We start from the raw sequence: 25870 nt of genomic DNA, 5'->3' as shown, positions 1-25870 counted from the left end.
GGGAAGGAGTAACACATGAGACAGCTTGCGCAGGAAATCGATAACTTTTTAAACGAGGTGATCTTGAGATCTGAGAACCAGCATGAAATTCTAATCGGGCATTGCACGAGTGACGTTGCCTTGACCAATACTCAGGAACACATCCTTATGCTCCTGTCGGAAGAATCCCTAACCAACTCGGAGTTGGCCCGTCGCCTTAATGTCAGTCAGGCGGCAGTGACCAAGGCTATCAAATCTTTGGTCAAAGAGGGCATGTTAGAGACATCCAGAGATCCAAAGGATGCGCGTGTGATTTTTTACCAACTGACAGAACTAGCTCGACCAGTGGCAGAGGAACACCACCATCATCATGAACACACGCTCTTAGCCTATGAACAAGTGGCAAGTCAGTTTACTCCAAATGAACAAGAAGTTATCCAGCGGTTTTTAACTGCTTTAGTAGGAGAAATCAAATAATGCGGTATATTACAGTAGAGGACTTGTCTTTCTATTATGACAAGGAACCTGTTCTCGAGCACATCAACTATAGTGTTGATAGTGGGGAGTTTGTCACCCTGACTGGTGAAAATGGGGCTGCCAAGACAACGCTTATCAAGGCGAGCCTAGGCATCTTGCAACCAAGATTTGGCAAGGTAACCATCTCAAAGACAAATACTCATGGGAAAAAACTTAGGATAGCCTATCTTCCCCAGCAGATAGCTAGTTTTAATGCTGGCTTTCCAAGTACGGTTTATGAATTTGTCAAGTCGGGTCGTTATCCGCGAAAGGGCTGGTTCCGCCGCTTGAACGCCCATGATGAGGAGCATATCAAGGCTAGTCTAGACTCAGTTGGTATGTGGGAACACCGTGACAAACGAATTGGCTCCCTTTCGGGAGGGCAAAAGCAACGAGCAGTGATTGCTCGGATGTTTGCTTCTGACCCAGATATCTTTGTCTTGGATGAGCCAACGACAGGGATGGATGCTGGAAGCAAAAATGAATTTTACGAACTCATGCACCATAGTGCTCATCATCATGGCAAGGCTGTTTTGATGATTACTCATGATCCTGAGGAGGTCAAGGGCTATGCGGATCGCAATATCCATCTAGTTCGTAACCAAGATTCGCCATGGCGTTGTTTCAACGTTCACGAAAGCGACCAGGAGGTGGACCATGCTTAGTTTGTTATCCTATGACTTCATGCAGCGGGCCTTCTTGGCTGTCATTGCCATGAGCCTCTTTTCACCAGTTCTTGGGACCTTCCTTATCTTACGTCGTCAGAGTTTGATGAGTGATACTCTTAGTCACGTTTCCTTGTCAGGGGTTGCCTTTGGTCTGGTTTTGGGGATTTCTCCAACCATTTCAACCATTGCTATTGTCTTAATCGCTGCGGTCTTTCTAGAATATCTCCGGACAGTCTATAAGAACTTTATGGAAATTGGAACTGCCATCCTCATGTCAACAGGACTTGCAGTGTCTCTTATCGTGATGAGTAAGGGGAAAAGTTCGAGTTCCATGAGTTTGGACCAATATCTCTTTGGTTCGATTGTGACCATTAGCCAGGAGCAGGTAATTTTCCTCTTTGTCATTGCTGCGGTCGTTTTACTCTTGACTTTCTTGTTCTTGCGACCAATGTATATCCTGACTTTTGATGAAGACACGGCTTTTGTGGATGGTTTGCCCGTTCGTACTATGTCTATCCTCTTTAACATGGTGACAGGGGTGGCGATTGCTCTCATGATTCCAGCAGCAGGAGCCCTATTGGTGTCGACCATTATGGTCTTGCCAGCTAGTATTGCCCTTCGTCTGGGGAAAAACTTTAAATCCGTTATGTTGCTTGCCAGTGCTATTGGATTTTTGGGAATGGTAGCAGGACTTTACATTTCCTACTATGCAGAAACCCCTGCCAGCGCTAGTATCACCATTATCTTTGTAGCTGTCTTTTTGTTAGTCAGCCTACTGAAACGTTTTATCAAATAGGAGAATGAAATGAAAAAAATTAGCTTACTACTAGCTAGTCTATGTGCCTTGTTTTTAGTGGCTTGTTCCAATCAAAAACAGGCAGATGGGAAGCTAAATATCGTGACAACCTTTTACCCTGTCTACGAATTTACCAAACAAGTCACAGGAGATACTGCTAATGTAGAACTTCTAATCGGTGCTGGTACAGAACCCCATGAGTATGAACCGTCTGCCAAGGCAGTTGCCAAAATCCAAGATGCAGATACCTTTGTCTATGAAAATGAAAATATGGAAACTTGGGTTCCAAAATTGCTAGAATCCTTGGATAAAAAAAAGGTGAAAACCATCAAGGCGACAGGTGATATGCTCCTCTTGCCAGGTGGTGAGGAAGAAGAGGAAGGGCATGATCAAGGCGGTGAGGGTCACCATCACGACTACGATCCCCACGTTTGGCTTTCACCAGCACGCGCCATCAAACTGGTAGAGCATATCCGTGACAGCTTGTCAGCAGATTATCCTGATAAAAAAGAGACTTTTGAAAAGAATGCAGCTGCCTATATTGAAAAATTGCAAGCCTTGGACAAGGCCTACACAGATGGTTTGTCTCAAGCTAAACAAAAGAGCTTTGTGACCCAGCACGCTGCCTTTAACTACCTTGCCTTGGACTATGGACTTAAACAAGTCGCCATCTCAGGTCTCTCTCCAGATGCAGAACCGTCAGCTGCTCGTCTGGCTGAATTGACAGAGTATATCAAGAAAAACAAGATTTCTTATATCTACTTTGAAGAAAATGCCTCACAAGCCCTAGCTAATACACTTTCAAAAGAAACGGGCGTCAAACTAGACGTGCTCAATCCGCTAGAGAGTCTGACAGAAGAAGCAACCAAGGCCGGTGAAGACTATATCTCCGTGATGGAGAAAAACCTCAAGGCTTTGAAGCAGACAACAGACCAAGAAGGACCAGAAATCGAGCCTGAAAAAGCAGAGGATACGAAGACAGTTCACAATGGTTACTTTGAGGATGCAGATGTCAAAGACCGTACCTTGAGTGACTATGCTGGAAACTGGCAATCTGTCTATCCTTTCCTTGAAGATGGTACTTTCGATCAAGTCTTTGACTACAAGGCTAAATTGACTGGCAAGATGACAAAGGATGAGTACAAGGCCTACTATAGAAAAGGCTACCAGACAGATGTGACCAAGATTAACATCACGGATAACACTATGGAATTTGTTCAAGGTGGCCAAAGCAAGAAATTCACCTACAAGTATGTCGGCAAGAAAATCTTGACTTATAAGAAAGGAAATCGTGGGGTGCGCTTCCTCTTTGAAGCGACAGATGCGGACGCTGGACAGTTCAAGTATGTTCAGTTTAGTGACCACAATATCGCCCCAGTTAAAGCAGAACATTTCCATATCTTCTTTGGAGGTACTAGCCAAGAAGCCCTCTTTGAAGAGATGGATAACTGGCCAACCTACTACCCAGATAACCTATCTGGACAAGAAATCGCCCAAGAAATGTTGGCGCATTGATGCAAGAGAGAATCCCGCAAATCTGCGGGATTTTTTGCTAGAAACCTTTATCTGGTTAGGTTACGAGACGGGAAACCGCCTCTGCGTAGATGTCCATAGCGCGATAAAGATCGTCTAGGACAGCTGCTTTATTTGTCTGATGTTCAGTTTGTTGTGCTCCTGGGAAAAGAGCGCCAAAGGCTACACAGTTTGGCATGGTGCGGGCAAAGGTAGCACCACCTGATGAGAGAGGAGGAGTTTTATTTAAGGGATTTGGCTGGGGTTGTAATTGAAAGAATGATGGTAAATTATATGAAATCTATCTGAAAGGCTTTCTTTTGGAAGGTACAAAATGTATATTGTACAAATTATAGAATCTTTTCAGGGGATTTAGGAAGGAATCTTAGTCATATTGACGCTGCTATCGCTTTTTGTTATAGTCAAAGAGAGAGCGGTCTGGAACACTAGTTTATTCACAGTCTGTGGATAAGTCTAGGGGAAACAGGACATTTAGCTAATATCCTAGAGGGGGCTTGAGAATTGCCTCGGAAACTAGTAACGGGCTAGCTTTCTAGTAGAAATCTTAGTCCAGTAGGGATTTGAGCAGGTCTGCCTGAGGGCGACAGGTTCAAAGTCTAAGAGCTAGCTTCTGGAGAAGCTGATTTTTAGGCATGCTTTCTTATCCACAAGTTGTGGATAACTGTAGAGAGTCAGCTTGTGCATCAACTTCAAGTCCAAGTTTCATAAAAGAAGAACCTTTGCGCGATGCAAAGGTTCTTTTGGTTAGGAGTGATTTGGTAGCCAGCTGAGGGTGAAGGTCAGTTGCTCAGCTTTCAAGAGGTCTTGGTGTTGAAGGCTAGATACTATGGTCTTGTCCAGTCGGCATTCTTTGACAAAGTTGAAATGGCTGTGGTTTTGCTCGGCATGGATATCCAGCCATTTATTTTCCTTAGCTAGGTGGATACGGAGGTGGTCAAAGAGAGGAATTCCGAGGTCGTAGCTTGATTTTCCTGGACAGGTCGGATAAAATCCCAGAGCCGACCAGATGTACCAAGCCGAGAGACTGCCATTGTCTTCGTCGCCAGGATAAGCTTCCCAGCTTGGGTGAAAGGCTTTTTGACGCAAGGTCTTGATGAGTAGAGCAGTGTAGTCAGGGTAGTTGCTGTAGCGAAAGAGATATGGAATGTGGAAGCTAGGCTGGTTAGAGATGGCGACTTGTCCAAAGGGAGCTGTTGCCATCTCGCTCATTTCATGAATCTCGTAACCATAGCCGGTGGTTTCAAAGAGAGGAGCGCCCTGACAGGCTTTCAAAAGATAGTGGCTAAAGGCTTCTTTTCCACCCATAAGCTGGATTAAGCCTGGGATGTCATGGAGGACGCCTAAAGTCGCTTGAATGGCAGAGCATTCGGCGTAGTCGCGTCCCCAACTATAGGGAGAGAAGTCAGGGCGGAAGTTTCCTTGGCTGTCTCGGGCTCGCATGTAACCTGTATCAGCGTCAAATAGATGGCGGTAATTTTGAGACGCAGTTCTATAAGTTTCCGCGATGTCATTCTGACCAAGCTTTTCGGCACAGCTGGCGATACAAAAATCACTATAGGCATAGTCTAGGGTATGGCTGACGCTTTCGTGGTGGTTGGTAGAGAGGTAGCCCAGTTCTTGGTATTGGGCTAGTCCGTGGCGGCCATTGATGCCGAGAGGGTCGGACTTAGTGGCTGTTTCAAGCATGGCTTGAAGGAGTTCTTTTTCTAGGTCGGGGGCCATGTCCTTGCAGGCGCTATCTGCGATAATGCCATCTAAAAGGGTACCAGGCATCATACCCCGTTCGTCTGGAGCTAGCCATTTTGGAAGGAATCCAGTATCGCGGTAGCTATTGAGAAAGCCTTCTAAAAAGAGACGATAGTGTTCCGGTATGATAAGGGCAAAGAGGGGGAAGGTGGTGCGGAAGGTATCCCAGAAACCATTGTTGCTAAAGAGGACACCGGGCTTGACAGTAGCAGTAGTCAGGTCCATATGGATGGCTTGCCCTGACTCGTTCACTTCATAAAAAGTCTGTGGGAAGAGGAAGAGTCTGTAGAGGCAGTGGTCAAAGAAGGTCCGGTCAGCTTCCCCTGTCTCCACGATATCAAAACGGTGGAGGAGATTTTCCCAGTTTGCTTGGGCATTTGCTTTACAGCTATCAAAGTCCGTTTGAGGTAGATTAAATAGCGCTTGAGAAGGAGAAATAAAGGAAGTCGCTAGTTGAATCTCGGCATGGCTATCTGCGAAGTCAATCCGCCAGTCTCCCTCTTCTTGTGTGACAGCAAGAATATCCGTATTTATTTGTAGGGCGGTGAAGAGTATCAGTGGATTTTTATTGGTCTCTGTTTTGCCTTCTTGTCTGAGGGCCAGAGTCCGCTTATCTACCTGCTCAATTGTTAAATCATCTGCTGCATTAAGATAGAGGGAGAGAGCCTTACCTTGCTTTTGCTCTAGGCGAATAGAAGCGCCATAGCAAGTCGGTGTGAGCTGGGTTTCAATCTGATAGCGCAGAGAAAAGAGTTTCAAATAGTGAGGCTGGAAGCAAGCTTTATCTATATCATAAGAAGACTGGCGGTGAAAGAGACTGTCTCCCCCAAGCTGACCTGTGACAGGTGTCAGAAGGAGCCATGAGTAGTCCCCAATCCAAGGGCTGGGCTGGTGGGTTAAGCGAATCCCCTGAAAGATGGGCAGATGCGGATCGAAGAACCAAGCTCCCTCCTGATCACTGGTCTGGGGCACAAAATAATTCATCCCAAAAGGCACGCCCGTGTAGGGCAGGGTATTTCCCAGAGAGAAGGCATGCTTGCTAGCAGTACCAAAGCGGGTATCGATGGTTTCAAGTAGTGGTTTCATGGTATTTCCTTTAGCTGTTTTTCTACATTATATCAGAAAAATGAGACCTTTAGATATGGGGTTCGAAAGTAAGCAATTTTGTAGAAAAATGACTATCATTTGTGTATGTATTTTCTGTCTCAAAAACTATATACTGAACATGAAACTTGTTTGAAAGAGGAAACTGCACGATGATTTATTCGAAAGAAATTGTTAGAGAATGGCTGGACGAAGTAGCAGAGCGGGCTAAGGACCATCCCGAGTGGGTGGATGTCTTTGAGCGTTGCTATACAGACACCTTGGACAATACGGTCGAGATTCTAGAAGATGGCTCAACTTTTGTCTTGACAGGGGATATTCCTGCTATGTGGCTTCGGGATTCGACAGCCCAACTTAGACCCTACCTTCATGTGGCTAAAAGAGATCCTCTCTTGCGTCAGACCATTGCAGGTTTGGTCAAGCGTCAGATGACCTTGATCCTCAAGGATCCTTATGCCAACTCCTTTAACATTGAGGAAAACTGGAAGGGCCACCACGAGACTGACCATACTGACCTTAATGGTTGGATTTGGGAACGCAAGTATGAGGTGGACTCGCTTTGCTATCCTTTGCAGTTGGCTTATCTCCTCTGGAAAGAGACTGGCGAGACCAGTCAATTTGATGAGACTTTTGTCGCAGCGACCAAGGAAATTCTTCATCTCTGGACAGTGGAACAAGACCACAAGAACTCACCTTATCGTTTTGTTCGGGATACAGACCGCAAGGAAGATACTCTGGTAAATGATGGCTTTGGACCGAACTTTGCGGTGACAGGTATGACCTGGTCAGCCTTTCGCCCGAGTGATGACTGCTGCCAGTATAGCTATTTGATTCCGTCCAATATGTTTGCCGTAGTCGTCTTGGGGTATGTCCAAGAAATCTTTGCAGAATTAAACTTGGCTGATAGCGAGAGTATTATCGCAGATGCTAAGGGTCTCCAAGCGGAGATCCAAGAAGGCATCGAAAATTACGCCTACACAACCAACAGCAAGGGCGAAAAGATTTACGCCTTTGAAGTGGATGGTTTAGGGAATGCTAGCATCATGGATGACCCAAATGTACCAAGTCTGCTGGCGGCGCCTTATCTGGGCTATTGCGACATTGAAGACGAAGTGTATCAAGCCACACGCCGTACCATTCTGAGCCCTGAAAATCCATATTTTTACCAAGGAGAATACGCTAGCGGTCTCGGAAGTTCTCATACCTTCTATCGCTATATCTGGCCCATTGCCCTTTCTATCCAAGGCTTGACAACAAGAGATAAGGCAGAGAAAAAATACTTGCTGGATCAGCTCGTTGCCTGCGATGGTGGCACAGGTGTCATGCATGAAAGCTTCCACGTGGACGACCCAACGCTTTACTCACGTGAATGGTTCTCTTGGGCCAACATGATGTTTTGTGAATTGGTTTTGGATTATCTAGATATACGCTAGTCAGTTCTTTGGTTAGATAGAAATAAAAATTTAAGTTAGAATGAGGTTTTACTCATGGAAAATGTTGTTGTACATATTATCTCACATAGTCACTGGGACCGTGAGTGGTATTTGCCTTTTGAAAGCCACCGTATGCAGTTGGTGGAATTGTTTGACAATCTCTTTGATCTCTTTGAAAATGACCCTGAGTTCAAGAGTTTTCACTTGGATGGACAAACTATTGTCCTAGATGACTACTTGGAAATTCGCCCTGAAAATCGCGATAAGGTTCAACGTTACATTGACGAGGGCAAACTTAAAATTGGTCCCTTTTACATCTTGCAGGATGACTACTTGATTTCAAGTGAAGCCAACGTCCGCAATACCTTGATTGGTCAAGCAGAATGTGCAAAATGGGGCAAATCAACCCAGATTGGTTACTTCCCAGATACCTTTGGAAATATGGGACAAGCTCCTCAAATCCTTCAAAAATCAGGCATTCACGTGGCAGCCTTTGGCCGTGGTGTCAAGCCGATTGGATTTGACAACCAAGTTCTCGAAGATGAGCAGTTTACTTCCCAGTTTTCAGAAATGTACTGGCAGGGTGCAGACGGAAGTCGTGTCCTCGGTATCCTCTTTGCCAACTGGTACAGTAATGGAAATGAAATCCCAGTTGATAAGGACGAGGCCCTAACTTTCTGGAAACAAAAATTGTCAGACGTGCGTGACTATGCTTCGACCAACCAATGGTTGATGATGAACGGCTGTGACCACCAGCCTGTACAGCGAAATCTGAGCGAAGCTATTCGTGTGGCCAATGAACTCTTCCCAGATGTAACCTTTGTGCATAGTTCCTTTGATGACTATGTTCATGCAGTAGAAAGTGCTCTACCTGAGCAACTATCTACCGTTACGGGTGAGTTGACCAGTCAAGAAACAGACGGTTGGTATACACTTGCTAACACTTCTTCATCCCGTATTTACCTCAAACAAGCTTTCCAAGAAAATAGCAACCTCCTAGAACAAGTAGTGGAACCATTAACGGTCATCACTGGTGGGCACAACCACAAGGACCAGTTGACCTATGCTTGGAAAGTCCTTCTACAAAATGCGCCACATGACAGTATCTGTGGCTGTAGTGTGGACGAGGTTCACCGTGAGATGGAAACACGTTTTGCCAAGGTCAACCAAGTCGGAAACTTTGTTAAGACCAATCTTCTCAACGAGTGGAAGGGTAAAATTGCAACCCACGAAGCCCAAAGCGACCATCTCTTTACCGTCATTAACACAGGCTTGCATGACAAAGTTGATACGGTCAGCACAGTGATTGATGTAGCGACTTGTGATTTCAAAGAATTGCACCCAACAGAAGGCTATAAGAAGATGGTGGCCTTGACCTTGCCAAGCTACCGTGTCGAAGACTTGGAAGGCCATGCTGTAGAAGCGAAAATCGAAGATCTGGGAGCTAACTTTGAGTACGATTTGCCAAAAGACAAGTTTCGTCAGGCTCGTATCGCTCGACAAGTGCGCGTGACAGTCCCTGTTCATCTAGCACCACTTTCTTGGACAACCTTCCAATTGCTCGAAGGAAAACAAGAACGCCGTGATGGTATTTACCAAAATGGAGTGATTGATACGCCATTTGTAACGGTAAGTGTAGATGAAAACATCACGGTCTACGACAAGACAACTCATGAAGCGTATGAAGATATTGTTCGCTTTGAAGACCGTGGTGACATTGGAAATGAGTACATCTATTTCCAACCAAAAGGAACAGAGCCTATCTACGCCGAGCTGAAAGGCTATGAGGTCTTGGGAAATACAGCTCGTTTTGCCAAGATCTTGCTCAAGCATGAATTGACAATTCCAGTAAGTGCAGACGAAAAACTGGATGCAGAACAAAGAGGCATTATCGAGTTTATGACGCGTGAAGCTGGGCGCTCAGAAGAATTGACAACCCTTCCTCTGGAAACAGAGATGACCGTCTTTGTTGACAATCCACAAATTCGTTTCAAGACTCGCTTTACTAACACAGCCAAGGACCACCGTATCCGTCTCTTGGTTAAGACTCATAACACGCGTCCAAGCAATGACTCTGAAAGCATCTATGAGGTGGTGACAAGACCAAACAAACCAGCTGCTTCTTGGGAAAATCCTGAAAATCCACAACACCAACAAGCCTTTGTCAGCCTTTATGATGATGAAAAAGGAGTGACGGTGGCCAATAAAGGATTGCACGAGTATGAAATCCTTGGAGACGATACCATTGCCGTGACCATTCTTCGTGCCTCAGGTGAGTTAGGTGACTGGGGTTACTTCCCAACACCAGAAGCTCAATGCTTGCGTGAGTTTGAAGTCGAGTTTACACTTGAATGCCACCAAGCAGGGGAACGCTTCTCAGCCTTCCGTCGTGCCAAAGCCTTTCAAACACCATTCACTAGTCTTCAAGTTGCTAAACAAGAAGGAAGTGTTGCTGCGACTGGTAGCCTCTTGAGTCATGCGGCACTTAGCTTACCACAAGTTTGCCCAACAGCCTTTAAAGTGGCGGAAAATGAAGAAGGATATGTCCTCCGTTACTACAATATGAGTCAAGAAAATGTGCGTATATCAGAGCACCAACAAACCATTTTGGACTTGCTTGAGCGACCTTATCCGGTTCATTCAGGACTCTTAGCACCACAAGAAATTCGCACAGAATTGATTAAAAAAGAAGACATTTAACAGTTTTAAAGTGTTTGATAACTAATGCTATGAGATAGAAAGGAGGGGCGAAAGAGTAAGGATTAATTACTGATTTGCCCCTTTTTTGGTGAAAATATGACGATTGCAACCATTGATATCGGAGGGACTGGGATTAAATTTGCCAGTCTGACTCCTGATGGAAAAATACTAGATAAGACAAGTACACCGACACCAGAAAACTTGGAGGATTTACTGACTTGGCTAGACAAATGCTTGGCAGAGAAAGATTATAAGGGCATTGCCATGAGCGTTCCAGGAGCGGTCAATCAAGAAACAGGTGTGATTGAGGGAATCAGTGCCGTACCTTACATTCATGGCTTTTCTTGGTATGAGACTCTTGCTCATCATCAACTCCCTATCCATCTAGAAAATGATGCCAACTGTGTTGGACTTAGTGAACTGCTGGCTCACCCAGAGATTGAAAATGCAGCCTGTGTCGTGATTGGGACAGGAATTGGCGGAGCTATGATTATCAATGGGAAACTTCACCGTGGTCGCCACGGCTTAGGTGGTGAGTTTGGCTACATGACAACCATTGAACCAGCTGAAAAACTCAACAACTGGTCACTATTAGCTTCTACAGGAAACATGGTTCGCTACGTAATTGAAAAATCTGGTCAGACTGACTGGGATGGTCGCAAGATTTACCAAGAAGCTGCAGCTGGTAATGCCCTCTGTCAAGAAGCTATTTTGCGCATGAACCGCAATCTGGCGCAAGGTTTGCTCAATATTCAGTATCTCATCGACCCAGATGTCATTAGTCTGGGAGGCTCTATCAGTCAAAATCCAGATTTTATCCAAGGCGTCAAAAAAGCTGTTGATGCATTTGTTGAAACCTACGAAGAATACACGGTCGCACCAGTTATCCAAGCCTGCACCTATCACGCAGATGCCAATCTCTACGGTGCCCTTGTCAACTGGCTGCAGGAGGAAAATCAATGGTAAGATTTACAGGACTTAGTCCCAAACAAGAGCAAGCATTAGAGTTGCTTAAAAAGCATATTTCGCTAGCAGATGTAGAGGTGGCAGTCGCTCAGTCTGACCAAGCCTCTATCTCTATCAAGGGTGAGGGAGGCCACTATCAACTGACTTATGACAAACCTCACCAACTGTATCGCGGTCTATCCTTGCTAGCAAGCGCCTTAAAAGATGGTGATAAGGTAGAGATTGAAGAACAAGCTGCTTACGAAGAGTTGGCCTACATGGCAGACTGTTCGCGAAATGCAGTACTAAATGTGGCTTCTGCCAAACAGATGATTGAAGTCTTGGCTCTCATGGGCTACTCAACCTTTGAGCTTTACATGGAAGATACTTATCAGATTGAGGGACAACCTTACTTTGGTTATTTCCGTGGTGCTTACTCGGCTGAGGAGTTGCAGGAAATAGAAGCCTACGCCCAGCAGTTTGACATGACCTTTGTGCCTTGCATCCAGACCTTGGCTCATTTGTCGGCCTTCGTTAAATGGGGTGTCAAAGAAGTGCAAGAACTCCGTGATGTAGAGGACATTCTCCTTATCGGTGAAGAAAAGGTTTATGATTTGATTGACGGGATGTTTGCCACTCTGTCTAAACTGCAGACACGCAAGGTCAATATCGGGATGGACGAAGCTCACTTGGTTGGTTTGGGGCGCTACCTCATTTTGAACGGTGTTGTGGACCGTAGTCTCCTCATGTGTCAACACTTGGAGCGCGTGCTGGATATTGCCGATAAGTATGGTTTCCACTGCCAAATGTGGAGTGACATGTTTTTCAAACTCATGTCAGCAGATGGCCAGTACGACCGTGATGTGGAAATTCCTGAGGAAACTCGTGTCTACCTAGATCGTCTCAAAAACCGTGTAACCTTGGTTTATTGGGATTATTACCAAGATAGCGAAGAAAAGTACAATCGTAATTTCCGCAATCACCACAAGATTAGCCAAGATATCGCCTTTGCAGGTGGTGCTTGGAAGTGGATTGGCTTTACCCCACACAACCATTTCAGCCGTCTAGTGGCTATCGAGGCCAATAAAGCCTGTCGTGCTAATCAGATCAAAGAAGTCATCGTAACTGGTTGGGGGGATAATGGTGGCGAGACAGCCCAGTTTTCTATCCTACCAAGCTTACAAATCTGGGCAGAACTCAGCTACCGCAATGACCTAGACCGTTTGTCTGCACACTTCAAGACCAATACGGGTCTATCGGTTGAGGACTTTATGCAGATTGACCTAGCTAATCTCTTGCCAGACCTACCAGGCAATCTCAGCGGGATCAATCCCAACCGCTATGCCTTTTATCAGGATGTTCTCTGTCCGATTCTTGATCGACACATGACACCTGAACAGGACGGGCCACACTTTGCTCAGGCAGCTGAGACGCTTGCTGAAATCAAAGAAAAAGCTGGTGCCTACTCTTACCTCTTTGAAACACAGGCTCAGTTGAACCAGATTTTAAGCAGTAAAGTGGATGTGGGACGACGCATTCGTCAGGCCTACCAAGTAAACGATAAAGAAAGTCTGAGAGAAATCGCCAGACAAGAATTGCCAAAACTCAGAAGTGAGATTGAACACTTCCATGCGCTCTTTAGCCGTCAATGGTTGAAAGAAAACAAGGTCTTTGGCTTGGATACAGTCGATATCCGCATGGGCGGACTCTTGCAACGTATCAAACGAGCAGAGAGTCGCATCGAGGCTTATCTGTCTGGTCAGATTGACCGCATCGAAGAATTAGACGTTGAAATCCTTCCATTTAACGATTTTTATGGAGACAAGGACTTTGCAGCCACAACAGCCAACCAGTGGCATACCATTGCGACCGCATCGACGATTTATACGACTTAATACTCTTCGAAAATCTCTTCAAACCACGTCAGCTTCGCCTTACCGTATAGATGTTACTGACTTCGTCAGTTTTATCTGCAACCTCAAAGCAGTGCTTTGAGCAGCTTGCGGCTAGCTTCCTAGTTTGCTCTTTGATTTTCATTGAGTATAAAAACAAGAACAGTGCCCCTTGTTCAGAGTGTTTCTCGTGAAACCTATTTCTTATAAAAAACTTCTCCACAAAAAATAATTTGTGGAGTTTTTTCTATAATTAGTAGTTTAACCTAGCCATCAATTAGGAGTATACTAATAATGTAATCGTTATCAAACCTAAAAATTCGGTGAAATCAGTTTTTAGGAATAAAAAGGGAGGAAAGTATGAAAAAGTTTTCAAAGACCTTGAGAGATAACTGGATCTTTCTCTTGATGGTTTTACCAGGGGCACTCTGGTTGATTCTATTCTTTTACATTCCAGTATTTGGGAATGTGGTCGCCTTTAAAGACTACCATATGACCAGTAATGGTTTCATAGATAGTATTGTGAATAGTAAATGGGTCGGGTTAGATAATTTCAGATTCTTGTTCAGTTCAAAAGACGCCTTTATCATCACTCGAAATACCGTTCTCTACAATCTCGGCTTTATCTTTATCGGTTTGATTGTATCAGTAGGGATTGCCATTATCCTCAGCGAGCTTCGCTCTAAGAGAATGGTTAAGATTTTCCAAACGTCTATGTTGTTCCCTTACTTCCTGTCATGGGTTATCATTAGTTTCTTTACAGATGCTTTCCTAAACATTGACAAAGGGGTCTTCAACCATTTCCTAACATCCATTGGCATGAAGGAAGTCAACTTCTACGCTGACTTAGGCATTTGGCCATACCTTCTCCTTTTCCTAGGTATTTGGAAAGGATTTGGATATAGCAGTGTCATGTACTATGCGACAATCATGGGAATTGACCCAACCTACTACGAAGCAGCAACAGTGGACGGGGCTAGCAAGTGGCAACGTATTCGCAACGTAACCATTCCTCAGTTGACTCCACTTGTAACTGTATTGACCATCCTTGCAGTCGGAAATATCTTCCGTGCAGACTTTGGTCTCTTCTATCAAATCCCGCATAATGCTGGTCAGCTTTACAATGTAACCAACGTTTTGGATGTATATGTCTTTAATGGTTTGACTCAGACAGCAGATATCGGTATGGCTTCAGCAGCCGGTCTTTACCAATCCGTTGTCGGCTTGATACTGGTTATTCTATCAAACTTGCTTGCAAGACGAGTTGATCCAAACTCAGCTTTGTTCTAGAAAGGGGGAGAATATGGCAGAAAAGAAAATTAAAAAAGAAAAAATCGATAATGTCGGCATTCACTCCTTCAGTAAGAAAGCAGATATCTTCTTTAGTATCATCTCTGGTTTGATCGCTCTTTCTTGTATCTTGCCCTTTATCTTCGTTATCATCATTTCGGTGACAGACGAAAAGAGCATCCTCCAGTATGGATATAGCTTTTTCCCTTCGAAGTTTGGTGTAGATGGATTCCAGTTCTTAGCTCAGTTTAAAGATAAGATCCTCCAAGCGCTCTTTATCTCAGTTTTTGTAACCGTAGTCGGAACAGTGACCAACGTCTTCATTACAACCACTTATGCCTACGCCATCTCACGTACAACCTTTAAGTACCGCAGATTCTTTACGATCTTCGCTCTTCTTAGTATGTTGTTCAATGCTGGTTTGGTACCAGGCTATATCGTGGTTACTCGCCTGCTTCAACTGGGTGATACCGTTTGGGCCTTGATTGTTCCAATGCTCCTCTCACCATTCAACATCATCTTGATGCGTTCCTTCTTCAAGAAGACCATTCCAGAAGCCATTCTCGAATCTGCTCGTATCGATGGTGCCAGTGAAGCTCGGATCTTCTTCCAGATTTGTTTGCCATTGTCACTTCCAGGTATCGCAACCATCACGCTTTTGACAGCTCTTGGCTTCTGGAACGACTGGTTCAACGCCCTTCTTTACATCAAGAGTGATAACTTGTATCCATTGCAATATTTGCTTATGCAAATCCAGCAAAATATGGACTACATTGCAAAAGCAGTCGGCCTATCTGGCCAACTGGGAGTTGCTCTACCAAAAGAAACAGGTCGTATGGCCATGGTTGTGGTTGCAACCCTTCCAATCGCGATTCTGTATCCATTCTTCCAACGCTACTTTGTTAAAGGTTTGACGATCGGTGGTGTGAAAGAATAGCACTTGCTGAGAAACACCGTTTCTCCCTTCCCAACTTCATCTTAGTGACTGAAGTAAAGATCATTAAATCGTTTATAAATTTAAAAACAAAAAAGGAGTTTTTATCATGAAAAACTGGAAAAAATATGCTTTTGCATCTGCTAGTGTAGTCGCTTTGGCTGCTGGTCTCGCTGCTTGTGGAAACCTTACAGGTAATAACAAAAAAGCTGCTGACTCAGCTTCAGGTGAAAAAACTGTTATCAAAATGTACCAAATTGGTGACAAACCAGATAACTTGGATGAATTGCTAGAAAATGCTAACAAAATCATCGGTGAAAAAGTTGGTGCCAAATTGGATATCCAATACCTCGGATGGGGTGACTATGATAAGAAAATGTCTGTTATCACATCATCTGGTGAAAACTATGATATCGCATTTGCATCTAACTATGTCGTAAATGCTCAAAAAGGTGCCTATGCTGACTTAACAGAATTGTATAAAAAAGAAGGAGCAGAGCTTTACAAAGCACTTGACCCAGCTTACATCAAAGGGAACACTATAAACGGTAAGATCTATGCTGTTCCAGTTGCGGCTAACGTTGCATCATCTCAAAACTTTGCCTTCAACGGGACTCTTCTTGAAAAATATGGTATTGACATTTCAGGTGTCACTTCATACGAAACACTTGAACCAGTCTTGAAACAAATCAAAGAAAAAGCTCCAGACGTAGTACCATTTGCGGTTACGAAGAACTTTATCCCATCTGATAACTTTGACTACCCAGTACCAAACGGACTTCCATTTGTTATCGACCTTGAAGGAGACACTACTAAGATCGTAAACCGTTACGAAGTGCCTCGTTTCAAAGAACACTTGAAGACTCTTCACAAATTCTATGAAGAAGGGTACATTCCAAAAGACGTAGCAACAAGCGACACTTCATTTGACCTTCAACAAGATACTTGGTTCGTTCGTGAAGAAACAGTAGGACCAGCTGACTACGGTAACAGCTTGCTCTCACGTGTTGCGAACAAAGATATCCAAATCAAACCAATCACTAACTTTATCAAGAAAAACCAAACAACACAAGTTGCTAACTTTGTCATCTCAAACAACTCTAAGAACAAAGAAAAATCAATGGAAGTGTTGAACCTCTTGAACACCAACCCAGAACTCTTGAACGGTCTTGTTTACGGTCCAGAAGGCAAGAACTGGGAAAAAATTGAAGGTAAAGAAAACCGTGTACGCGTCCTTGATGCCTACAAAGGAAACACTCACATGGGTGGATGGAACACTGGTAACAACTGGATTCTTTACATCAACGAAAACGTTACAGACCAACAAATCGAAGATTCTAAGAAACAATTGGCAGAAGCTAAAGAATCTCCAGCGCTTGGATTCATCTTTAACACTGACAGTGTGAAATCTGAAATCTCAGCAATCTCTAACACAATGCAACAATTCGATACAGCTATCAACACTGGTACTGTAGACCCAGATAAAGCAATCCCAGAATTGATGGAAAAATTGAAATCTGAAGGTGCCTACGAAAAAGTGTTGAACGAAATGCAAAAACAATACGACGAATTCTTGAAAAACAAAAAATCATAAGAACGATTGATTTCGTGTATTCATTCCTAATTCCTAAAAATGTGATCACTGCCTTCCTTAGTTCTCTAGGGGAGGTAGTGATTTTTAGGATGTAAAAATGAAAACAGTGGTTCTGAGGGTTTCTGCGATGTGATACACATACATCTATAGGGGATTTATTATGAAAAAATATCGCCTTCTTTTCAAAATGAGTGCTGTCTTCTCTTACCTATTTTTCGTATTTGGCCTTTCTCAGCTGACGCTTATTGTCCAAAACTATTGGCAATTTTCTTCCCAGATTGGCAATTTCTTCTGGATTCAAAATATCTTGAGTTTGCTATTTATCGGAGTCCTGATTTGGATTCTGGTTAAGACAGGGCATGGTTATCTCTTTCGTGTGCCGAGAGAAAAATGGCTTTGGTATTCGATTTTGACAGTATTAGTGGTAGTGCTCCAGATCTCTTTTAACGTTCAGACAGCTAAACATGTTCAGTCAACTGCGGAAGGTTGGGCTGTATTGATTGGTTATAGTGGGACTAACTTTGCCGAATTGGGTATCTACATATCCCTATTCTTTTTGGGACCGCTGATGGAAGAGTTGATTTATAGAGGATTACTGCAACACGCCTTTTTTAAAGATTCGAGATTTGGTCTTGATTTGCTCCTTCCGTCCATTTTATTTGCTCTCCCTCATTTTTCAAACTTTCCTAGTCTGTTAGATATCTTCGTCTTTGCAACATCTGGAATCATCTTTGCTGGTTTGACCCTCTATACCAAGAGCATTTATCCATCCTATGCGGTGCATGTGATTAATAATATTTTCGCAACATTACCATTTTTGCTGACTTTTTTACATAGGGTATTTGGGTAAAATATTGGTACGAGAGTTAGGAATGATAGCTTTTCAATTTAAGGAGGAAAATAAGTATGACACCATTAAAATGGTTTGCTGGAGGAAGCGAAAGACGTTGTGAAGCCATGACCATCATTGATCATCTATTGGAAGATATAAAGGCTGCGCCTCAACTTGCTCCCTTGAAAAATCAGTTAGTGATTTATAAAAAACGATTAAAGGACGATGGAACCTCTACTCCATTTATTCTAAGCCAAATGAACGTTGACATCTCACGTGTGTTGATTGACAACAAGCTGTGTTTGTCAGAAAGTCAAACTGAGCAGATAAAGAAATTGAGAGAATTATCTGCGATTCGCTATGGTTACTGATGAAGTGCAGTGGCAGGTCTCTCTATATAATTTCCGGTCAAATAAATTGCATTCGTTTTCCCAAGTGGGTATACTAGTATAGTTGAATGAAAAATTCTGAAAATTTAAGAATAGAAAAGAGAACAAATCTTATGGCAAAAGATATTCGTGTCTTACTTTACTACCTCTATACTCCAATTGAAAATGCAGAGCAATTTGCTGCAGACCACTTGGCTTTCTGTAAATCAATCGGCCTTAAAGGCCGTATCCTAGTCGCTGACGAGGGAATTAACGGAACCGTTTCAGGTGATTATGAAACAACTCAAAAATACATGGACTACGTTCACAGCCTCCCAGGCATGGAAGACCTCTGGTTCAAGATTGACGAAGAAAGTGAACAAGCCTTCAAGAAGATGTTTGTTCGCTACAAGAAAGAAATTGTCCACCTTGGTTTGGAAGACAACGATTTTGACAACGACATCAACCCACTTGAAACTACAGGTGCTTACTTGTCTCCAAAAGAGTTCAAAGAAGCCCTTCTTGACGAAGATACAGTGGTCCTTGACACACGTAACGATTATGAGTACGACCTAGGACATTTCCGTGGGGCTATCCGCCCAGACATCCGCAACTTCCGTGAGTTGCCACAATGGGTCCGTGACAACAAGGAAAAATTCATGGACAAACGTGTCGTGGTTTACTGTACAGGTGGCGTTCGCTGTGAGAAATTCTCAGGCTGGATGGTGCGTGAAGGCTACAAAGATGTTGGCCAATTGCATGGAGGAATCGCAACTTACGGTAAAGACCCAGAAGTTCAAGGTGAGCTTTGGGATGGGAAAATGTACGTCTTTGACGAGCGTATCGCCGTTGATGTTAACCATGTTAACCCAACCATCGTAGGGAAAGACTGGTTTGATGGAACACCATGTGAACGCTATGTCAACTGTGGAAATCCCTTCTGTAACCGTCGTATCCTAACATCAGAAGAAAATGAAGACAAGTACCTTCGTGGATGCTCACACGAGTGTCGTGTTCACCCACGCAACCGCTATGTTTCAGAAAATGAATTGACACAAGCAGAAGTAATCGAGCGCCTAGCTGCTATCGGTGAAAGCTTGGATCAAGTCGCTACTGTATAACATCAAACAGCTCCTCAGGGGCTGTTTTTCTATGCTTTTTATCTAAAAATCTAAAATTTGTTTCTGTATCTTTCAGGAAAATAGGGTTATACTGTATGTAAACGATTTCAAAGGAGACCAGTTATGGCGAAAACATTTTTTATCCCAAATAAAGAAAGCATTCTAGGACAACAGGAGGTCTTGACTGCCAAGTCTATCTTGGCCTTGGTGGAGGGCTTGGAGTCACACAGTTATGATGCGGTCTATCTCCGTCAGCCCCTCAATCGTCTCGAATACATGGAGTGTGGGATTGTTGGTCAGTCGCAATTTCTCTTCAAGGTCAACTATGCGGATAGCCGAAAAGGTTATCAAGTGGTGATTCCAGATTTTCTTACTAGAGTGGACTGGGAGATTGTAGAGGCTCTCCTCCAAGCCCTATCGAGCAAGTTGGGGGAGGCGGTAGAAGGGCTAGAAGGATTTGACTTTGAAGCTTATTTCCGACAAACGGTCAAGAATTATCTAGCTGATAAAGCGACTCGTCTAGTTTATTGCCAAGGGCTCTTATCCCCTATCTATCTCAACAAGGAATACCTCGAGAGATTTTTAGCAGAAGATGGCTTGGTACGTTTTGAAGAGCTGGTCAAGAAGGTTCAAGGCTCTGATGCCTACCTTGCCAGTGTGAAATTTTACCCAGATGCCCAAGGTAAGGTGCACGGTATCTATCACCTAGCCCAGGGAGTCAAAACGATTTTACCAAAGGAACCCTTTGTACCAGTCCCTTATACCGAGCAGCTGGCAGGCAAGGAGCTTGTTTGGGAGATTGACCTAGTGACGATTTCTGGTGATGGGTCCAAAGCAGAAGACTACGAATCCATCGCTCGCTTGGGCTATGCAAGATTCCTAGAGTCACTACCAAAAGCATTTTACCACCAACTAGATGCCAATCAATTGGAAGTACAAGCCATTTTGGGAAAAGATTTTGAGGAATTGGCAAGTATCGAGTAGGCCTTGTTTAAAAAAGAGTAAGCATAAAAATCCCTGTCATTAACAAATGGCAGGGATTTTGGTTAAAAGAATGTCAGGATGCGAAGGTAGTCCACTGTCAGCGCGAGCTCTGCAATGAAGAAGGGTACGAGAATAGCGCCATCAAGTAAGACAGCTAGCAAAAAACGATAGAATGGGTCAAGGCTACTGGTCTTACTTGGCTTGCTAATCACAAAGAGATTTCCAAGGGCAAAGATGGCCATGCTTAGAAGAGTTAGGATGCCAGCAAATCGTAAGCCACCAAAGAGTGCAAAGAAACTTGCTAGAGCTGTTAGGACAAGTGGGATAGCAAAGAGTCTGCTATACCGATCAAAGGCTTCTTGAAAAGTGAAGTCGCTCTTCTGGTCCAGTACACGTCGGACAGTAAAGCCTCCCAAAATGATGGAAAAGTAAAATAGAGCGCTAGCGACCAAGATAGAAAGTCCAGCAAAGAGATCTAAAGGTGGGAGCTGGTTAGGTAAACTATTGGCAATAGAGGCCATATAGCCGTAGTAGAGGTGCTTGATATGATAGATACTAAAGAAAAGGTTAATCATGGATAGCAAAGTGAGCAGGGCAAAGACACTGTAACGATGCTTTTGGTCCGTAGTCTTGCTAGCAGTTGGTTCTTGGATAGCATCCAGCAGCCAAGTCCAAAATAGTGCGATTTCTTCTTTTAATCGGGCAGTTTTACGAGGGTCAATATCTGGGATATAGGGGCTTTCTAAAGCTTTGCTGAGGATACTTTTCTCTTTTGTAGGGGTTTCTTGCTTGTGTTCCTCTTCAGCTTTCCCTTCTCCCTCTTCCTCGGTTTGTGTTTCCTCAGTCATTTCGGGAGTTTCCTCCTCATGCGTTTCCATCTCTTTAGGTGAGACAGGTGTTTCTTCGCTTACTTGTGGTTCAGTTTCCACAGTTTCCGAAGTCTCTGGCTCGTTGGGCTGGATTTCTGATTTTGTCTGAGGTGATTTCTTCTCAAGATCGGCACTTTCAAACCATTCTTGTGTCATGGTGGAACCTCCTTTTTTTATGGTCTTTTCTATCTTTAGCCTAGCAGATGAAAGCGTTTTTGTCAATTGTTTCTAGACGGAGCAGAGTGCTCTTCTTTAGGTAGGTAGATATCTTGGTTGGCTTTTGCAATGAGTAGATCTTTGATATCTGCTTTGTCTGTCTTGTATGGGTTGGCAAGTTCATTCTCTTTTTGTCCACGATGTTCTTCTTTGGGTTTATGATAGATACCACCATGTTGAGAAGAAAGATCTAGATTGATACGGTCAGTCTCTTTCTGGGAGAGAATGAGGTTTAGAGTGGAATGGGCCTCTAGCTCAACCTTGCCGTGGACCTTGATATTCTCAGCATAGATGTGTTCCCTTTCCGTCTTGACCTGGCTATCTGTAAATTCGGTATCAAAGATATTGATGATATGAGGTGTCGTTAGTGTACTATTCTTGATAGAGCTTTCTGTTATTCTTAAGAGATAGCCTTTTGTTTTGATTGTCGCATTTTCAAGATTGGCTTGACGAATATTGGTTTGTCCACGATTGGCTGAGACGGTGATAGCTTGCAGTCTTCTTCCTTTAGGGAGGGAGAGAATGACTTCGTCAAAACGGTGAGAATAACTGCTGGCAATACGAAGTAGGCCTTCGATTCCTGAACCGAGAAAGCGATGTTGGGAGGCTTGTTTGTCAGTGACGCTTAGTGTTTTGTCACTCATGCCAGTAGTCAGATCGTGACGACCAGACACGGACGGATGATAGGTGATGTGGATCTTGTCATCTACAGACTCGGTGATGGTTAGGCTATGTTCCTCAAGGGTCAAATCAATTTTTTCCACCTCACTTCCGAAGGTCACTTCTTCGATACGATTGTCATAGACGGGGTCTTTTGACATGGCAAGCAAACTTTGAATACCATTGGACTGGGCGCCTACAATGATCATGATAAAACCGAGGATTGTAGAAACCACACCAAAAATGAGAAATCCTTTTGTCAATTTACGCATGTCTGTCACCTCTCTTTCCTTTTTTAAGAATCCATTGCACCAAGCGGACGATCAGGAGGCCAAAGAAACGAGCTACATAGGAGATACCCAGTAGAACAAGAGAAGAAGCACCGATAGAAAGCAAACCGGCCCCAAAAATCAAGATAAAGGCAGATTTGGCTTCGACTAGGACGCTAAAGCTCTCTACGATAAAGAGTCCACCTAGCAGGATACCCGTCACAGAGACGGTAAAGAAGGCTAGAATGACGGAGGCAGCCGCGATAATAATACCGATGATGGCCATGAGGATGCCAATCCCGACCGGAATTCCGATAGGAGCTACTAGCAGGGCCAGGAGGGCAATATGTAGCAGTTGGCGGTCATTCTTTTGAGCAGGGGCTTCATTGACTTTTTTATCGAGAAGATCAGAGAGGACATCATGGGCAGCTTCTTTTGGAGTGCCTAGACTGGCAATGAGTTCCTCTTCGCCCTCTGGGCCTGCATCGTCAAATAGTTCCTTAAAGTAGTCCATAGCTTCGATGCGGTCAGCTTCAGGCAGTTTATGGAGATAGGTTTCTAACTGAGTCAGATAGTCAGTTCTTGTCATGGCGGATACTCCCTTCTATGATGCCGTTGACGGTGTCGGTATAGAGCGTCCACTCTTCCTTTAGAGTAACGAGCTGCTCTACGCCCCGATTGGTCAAGGAATAGTATTTGCGCATACGCCCCTGAAACTCTCTAGAGTAGGTGGTCAGAAAGCCACTGGCTTCCAATTTTTTGAGAATGGGATAGAGCGTAGATTCTTTGATATTGGCGATGAGCTTAATGGTTTGACTAATCTCATAACCATAAGAATCCCCCTGCTCCAGTACAGCCAAGATGAGAAACTCGATCAAGGCAGAGGATGTTGGGAAGTACATGGGAAACCTCCTTTATATTATATAAAAATTTTATATATACTCTTTTCAAATATATTGTATCTCAAGTTGAAAGCCCTGTCAAGAAATATGTGTAAAAATTTTACATATAAAAAAACTCCTAGTATAAACTAGGAGTTTAGAGGCTCTGACATCAGCTATTTCACAGAAATTTATATTTTAAAGATAAGCTAGAATAATGATTTATAATCTAGGATATTATCTCTTATGCCGTCTAGCAAAGGGATAAACTCAGTAAAATCGAATTCTTTATAATTCTTTAGAACATACTTTGAAAAAATTTCTTTTCCATAATGATTATCACCACCATCTTTATGAAATTCCTTTCCTTTTAAAATAGGTAGTGAATTTTGAGACGATGAAAATAATAAATCTTCAATATCAGAGGACTTACCGTCATTCATGTGAGGCATTAAAGGTGTCGCCATTATATATAGGCTATCCTTTTTATTAATTCGCCAAGGTTTATCTCTTCTAACTTTTTCTAAATTGTCTGAAATTTTCTCTTCTAATTTTATATTCTTTGAATCTTCCAAGTCTTTATTCTTTGGGATCATCAAGTCTTTTGCATGACTCGCAAATAAAAATAAAGCCGATTTATCATTGCCATTTCTATTATTCGATTCATTATCAAATAAAAATATTGTTGGATAATTGGGAAGACTATTGGTTAATTGTTTGAAATAAGTAATGTAGTTTGTGTATAAAATTCTTTCTTCTGAATTTAGTGCAAAAAATTTTTTTTCTTTTTTCTCATTATAGTAAAATTTATCAGAAAAATAATTATACCAAAATTTAAAACCTTCTCCCCCTTCTGGAACATTAAAAAGGTATTCTATCGTATTGCTACGATTCAGAAATTCAATTTTAAATATAAAGTTATTTCCCTCTTTTTCAATAAGTTCCGGATACTTTTGATAAAGATTTTTTAAAGCCGCTTTAATATATCTAGGATCAGTTTTTCCCTCTGTTATAATTATAGGTTTGTCATTCCCGAAAAAATATTTATAAAATAGAAATTTTTTGTACTCTTTTTCTCTAGAATTAAATAAAGACATGTACGTTTTCTTTTCTTCTTTACCGATACTGTAAAATTCTGTAGGTAAATTATATGTATGATGTTTTGTGTTGTGTAACAATTCTTTTTGTAGGTCTTTATTATAAAAGATATACTTCCAATAATATTTCGACTCTGATTTTCTTGATGAATTTCTTCCTAATAAATATTTTTGCGAATCTAGATTATTTTGCATCAAAGATTTTTTATAAAGTAAATAGTTGTTGTATTGTTCTATTTGAAAAATAAAAGCAAAGCGTCCCGTTAGTTGATTGATCGTTCCTGGTGTTTTATCTATTTCAAAAGCTCCATCTTTGTATAATCGAAAGGCCATTGCGCGAGTATTTTTTACGTATTCTCTTTTTACATTTATTTTTTTGTTGACAACCAGTCCAGTAACTTCTTGACGCTGCATGTTATTACTCAATCGTGTTTTTTTAGGATTGATTTCAAAACCAGATGAGATTATTAAGTCTTCTAATTCCGTTAAAAAGTTTTCTAATTCTTTGCTTGCTCTCAATTTATTAGAGTTTAATTCACGATTTGTTGAAAAAGTCAAATCATCGGCATATCTAGAATATGTAAAACGATATTTTTTAGCAATTTTGACAATCCGATAATCTAATATTCTAGTGATTAAATTTGTGATGATAGGAGAAGACGGAGCTCCTTGCGGTAGCTTACCTTGATAACACGCAATTTGTGCGATTACAGTAGCAATTTCTGGTGAAACGGCAAAATCCCTGTCTTTTATAAAGAAACCTCTTACTCTTCCGAAATTAAAAGAATCAAAAAAGTTTTTCAAGTCAATGTTCAGAATGTATTTCTTGTTTCGATGCATCTGAGAGTTGGTAATAATGCTTTTCCCCTTTTCAAATGCGTGAGACAGAACAGGTGTTTTAAAGTTCTTATCCTTAGATTTAGATTCTATGCTTTCAAGGTAACATTCCCACAAAACATTAGACAATTTTTTCTGAAGGAACTTCAACTCTTTTTTGGGGGCATGTATAACTCTTTCTCCACCATTCTTTTTAGGGATAGGGAAAGAGTTATATAAATTATCAGTTTTTATATTGTACAATAAATAATTGATGTATTTGGCACTTTTCAAGCCAAGTAGCTTAGCAAAATCATCCTTTGTCTGTAGTTGATTAAATTTGGTCATCATTTTTCCTCATACAAAAAGCGTATGATAACTCTTACGCGAACAAGATTGCCAGTAGAAATCCTAATGAATCCTGAAGCTAATAACACCAGATGAAGCCAAACACTCCTATAACATTGTTGTTAATACTTGCGAACACACAAGTCAAAAATCTAATCATACGCAACTTTATTCTATCACAAAATAACCTGTTAATCTAGAATTAAGACATCTTAGACTATAAATTTTTATCAACACCTCAAAAAGCCAGACAGAATCTGGCTTTGCATTGTTTGTATC

General features: G+C 42.5%; 21 protein-coding genes and 1 pseudogene. 15 read left to right on the top strand and 7 right to left on the bottom strand.

Annotated elements, in window-relative coordinates:
- Window positions 1-15 precede the first annotated feature (15 nt).
- From adcR to adcA, 4 genes are read left to right on the top strand one after another with little or no spacing between them, the layout of a single operon-like run.
- Window positions 16-456, top strand: coding sequence for a zinc-dependent transcriptional regulator AdcR (gene adcR / locus A6J84_RS07375; protein WP_001249328.1), 441 nt, complete (start codon window positions 16-18; stop codon window positions 454-456).
- Window positions 456-1160 carry a metal ABC transporter ATP-binding protein gene (locus tag A6J84_RS07370; RefSeq protein ID WP_084922181.1) on the top strand — a complete coding sequence of 235 codons (705 nt, stop codon included), beginning with the start codon at window positions 456-458 and terminating at the stop codon, window positions 1158-1160. Before adcR ends, A6J84_RS07370 begins: the two co-directional genes overlap by 1 nt.
- Entirely contained in the window at window positions 1153-1959 is an 807-nt protein-coding gene (locus tag A6J84_RS07365) for a metal ABC transporter permease (RefSeq protein WP_084922180.1), read from the top strand. The genes A6J84_RS07370 and A6J84_RS07365 overlap by 8 nt, the downstream gene beginning before the upstream one ends.
- A 9-nt stretch (window positions 1960-1968) precedes the next feature.
- Window positions 1969-3474, top strand: coding sequence for a zinc ABC transporter substrate-binding lipoprotein AdcA (gene adcA / locus A6J84_RS07360; RefSeq protein WP_095726346.1), 1506 nt, complete (start codon window positions 1969-1971; stop codon window positions 3472-3474).
- A 55-nt stretch (window positions 3475-3529) separates the two neighbouring features.
- On the opposite strand, the pseudogene A6J84_RS07355 reads toward adcA, so the two are convergent.
- Window positions 3530-3709, bottom strand: a pseudogene (locus A6J84_RS07355) (hypothetical protein); the annotation flags it as partial.
- 527 nt (window positions 3710-4236) lie between these two features.
- Entirely contained in the window at window positions 4237-6324 is a 2088-nt protein-coding gene (locus tag A6J84_RS07350) for a GH92 family glycosyl hydrolase (protein ID WP_095726345.1), read from the bottom strand.
- A 170-nt stretch (window positions 6325-6494) separates the two neighbouring features.
- On the opposite strand from A6J84_RS07350, the gene A6J84_RS07345 reads away from it, so the two are divergent.
- The 11 genes from A6J84_RS07345 to A6J84_RS07295 all read left to right on the top strand — a co-directional run bounded on the left by A6J84_RS07345 (window position 6495) and on the right by A6J84_RS07295 (window position 20435).
- Complete coding sequence (locus A6J84_RS07345) at window positions 6495-7775, top strand: glycoside hydrolase family 125 protein (RefSeq protein WP_095726344.1); 1281 nt, start codon at window positions 6495-6497, stop codon at window positions 7773-7775.
- Between the two features lie 54 nt (window positions 7776-7829).
- On the top strand, window positions 7830-10475 hold the full coding sequence (locus A6J84_RS07340) for an alpha-mannosidase (RefSeq protein ID WP_095726343.1): 2646 nt from the start codon (window positions 7830-7832) through the stop codon (window positions 10473-10475).
- Between the two features lie 96 nt (window positions 10476-10571).
- Window positions 10572-11441 (top strand): ROK family protein, encoded by an 870-nt coding sequence (locus tag A6J84_RS07335; protein ID WP_095726342.1) that lies wholly within the window; start codon window positions 10572-10574, stop codon window positions 11439-11441.
- The gene (locus tag A6J84_RS07330; protein ID WP_095726341.1) at window positions 11435-13315 is read left to right on the top strand and encodes a beta-N-acetylhexosaminidase; all 1881 of its coding nucleotides are present in this window, start codon (window positions 11435-11437) and stop codon (window positions 13313-13315) included. Before A6J84_RS07335 ends, A6J84_RS07330 begins: the two co-directional genes overlap by 7 nt.
- A 357-nt stretch (window positions 13316-13672) precedes the next feature.
- Window positions 13673-14602: an ABC transporter permease gene (locus A6J84_RS07325; RefSeq protein ID WP_000714584.1), complete on the top strand. Its 930-nt coding sequence runs from the start codon at window positions 13673-13675 to the stop codon at window positions 14600-14602.
- Window positions 14603-14615: 13 nt separating this feature from the next.
- On the top strand, window positions 14616-15539 hold the full coding sequence (locus tag A6J84_RS07320; RefSeq protein ID WP_000818344.1) for a carbohydrate ABC transporter permease: 924 nt from the start codon (window positions 14616-14618) through the stop codon (window positions 15537-15539).
- A gap of 106 nt (window positions 15540-15645) precedes the next feature.
- Window positions 15646-17130, top strand: a complete 1485-nt coding sequence (locus A6J84_RS07315; protein ID WP_095726339.1) for an ABC transporter substrate-binding protein — start codon at window positions 15646-15648, stop codon at window positions 17128-17130.
- A gap of 160 nt (window positions 17131-17290) precedes the next feature.
- Complete coding sequence (locus A6J84_RS07310) at window positions 17291-17980, top strand: CPBP family intramembrane glutamic endopeptidase (RefSeq protein ID WP_084877223.1); 690 nt, start codon at window positions 17291-17293, stop codon at window positions 17978-17980.
- Window positions 17981-18036: 56 nt separating this feature from the next.
- A complete protein-coding gene (locus tag A6J84_RS07305; protein WP_162283467.1) occupies window positions 18037-18333 on the top strand; it encodes a bacteriocin immunity protein in 297 nt (98 codons plus the stop codon).
- A gap of 131 nt (window positions 18334-18464) precedes the next feature.
- Window positions 18465-19451, top strand: a complete 987-nt coding sequence (locus tag A6J84_RS07300) for a rhodanese-related sulfurtransferase (protein ID WP_001030023.1) — start codon at window positions 18465-18467, stop codon at window positions 19449-19451.
- A gap of 123 nt (window positions 19452-19574) precedes the next feature.
- Complete coding sequence (locus A6J84_RS07295) at window positions 19575-20435, top strand: DUF4299 family protein (RefSeq protein ID WP_095726338.1); 861 nt, start codon at window positions 19575-19577, stop codon at window positions 20433-20435.
- A 62-nt stretch (window positions 20436-20497) separates the two neighbouring features.
- On the opposite strand, the gene A6J84_RS07290 is transcribed toward A6J84_RS07295, so the two are convergent.
- The 5 genes from A6J84_RS07290 to A6J84_RS07270 all read right to left on the bottom strand — a co-directional run bounded on the left by A6J84_RS07290 (window position 20498) and on the right by A6J84_RS07270 (window position 25591).
- On the bottom strand, window positions 20498-21460 hold the full coding sequence (locus A6J84_RS07290) for a DUF6574 domain-containing protein (protein ID WP_095726337.1): 963 nt from the start codon (window positions 21458-21460) through the stop codon (window positions 20498-20500).
- Between the two features lie 62 nt (window positions 21461-21522).
- A complete protein-coding gene (locus A6J84_RS07285) occupies window positions 21523-22452 on the bottom strand; it encodes a DUF4097 family beta strand repeat-containing protein (RefSeq protein ID WP_095726336.1) in 930 nt (309 codons plus the stop codon).
- Window positions 22445-23038 (bottom strand): DUF1700 domain-containing protein, encoded by a 594-nt coding sequence (locus A6J84_RS07280; protein ID WP_045592716.1) that lies wholly within the window; start codon window positions 23036-23038, stop codon window positions 22445-22447. Before A6J84_RS07280 ends, A6J84_RS07285 begins: the two co-directional genes overlap by 8 nt.
- Window positions 23025-23351, bottom strand: a complete 327-nt coding sequence (locus A6J84_RS07275; protein ID WP_000273860.1) for a PadR family transcriptional regulator — start codon at window positions 23349-23351, stop codon at window positions 23025-23027. The genes A6J84_RS07280 and A6J84_RS07275 overlap by 14 nt, the downstream gene beginning before the upstream one ends.
- 188 nt (window positions 23352-23539) lie before the next feature.
- Window positions 23540-25591 (bottom strand): retron Ec67 family RNA-directed DNA polymerase/endonuclease, encoded by a 2052-nt coding sequence (locus tag A6J84_RS07270; RefSeq protein ID WP_084853147.1) that lies wholly within the window; start codon window positions 25589-25591, stop codon window positions 23540-23542.
- Between the last annotated feature and the right edge of the window lie 279 nt (window positions 25592-25870).

This window comes from Streptococcus sp. FDAARGOS_256, from assembly GCF_002289235.2.
Lineage (GTDB): Bacteria > Bacillota > Bacilli > Lactobacillales > Streptococcaceae > Streptococcus.
Note: the sequence above shows the minus strand (reverse complement) of the source record. Positions and strands in the feature narration are given on the sequence as shown.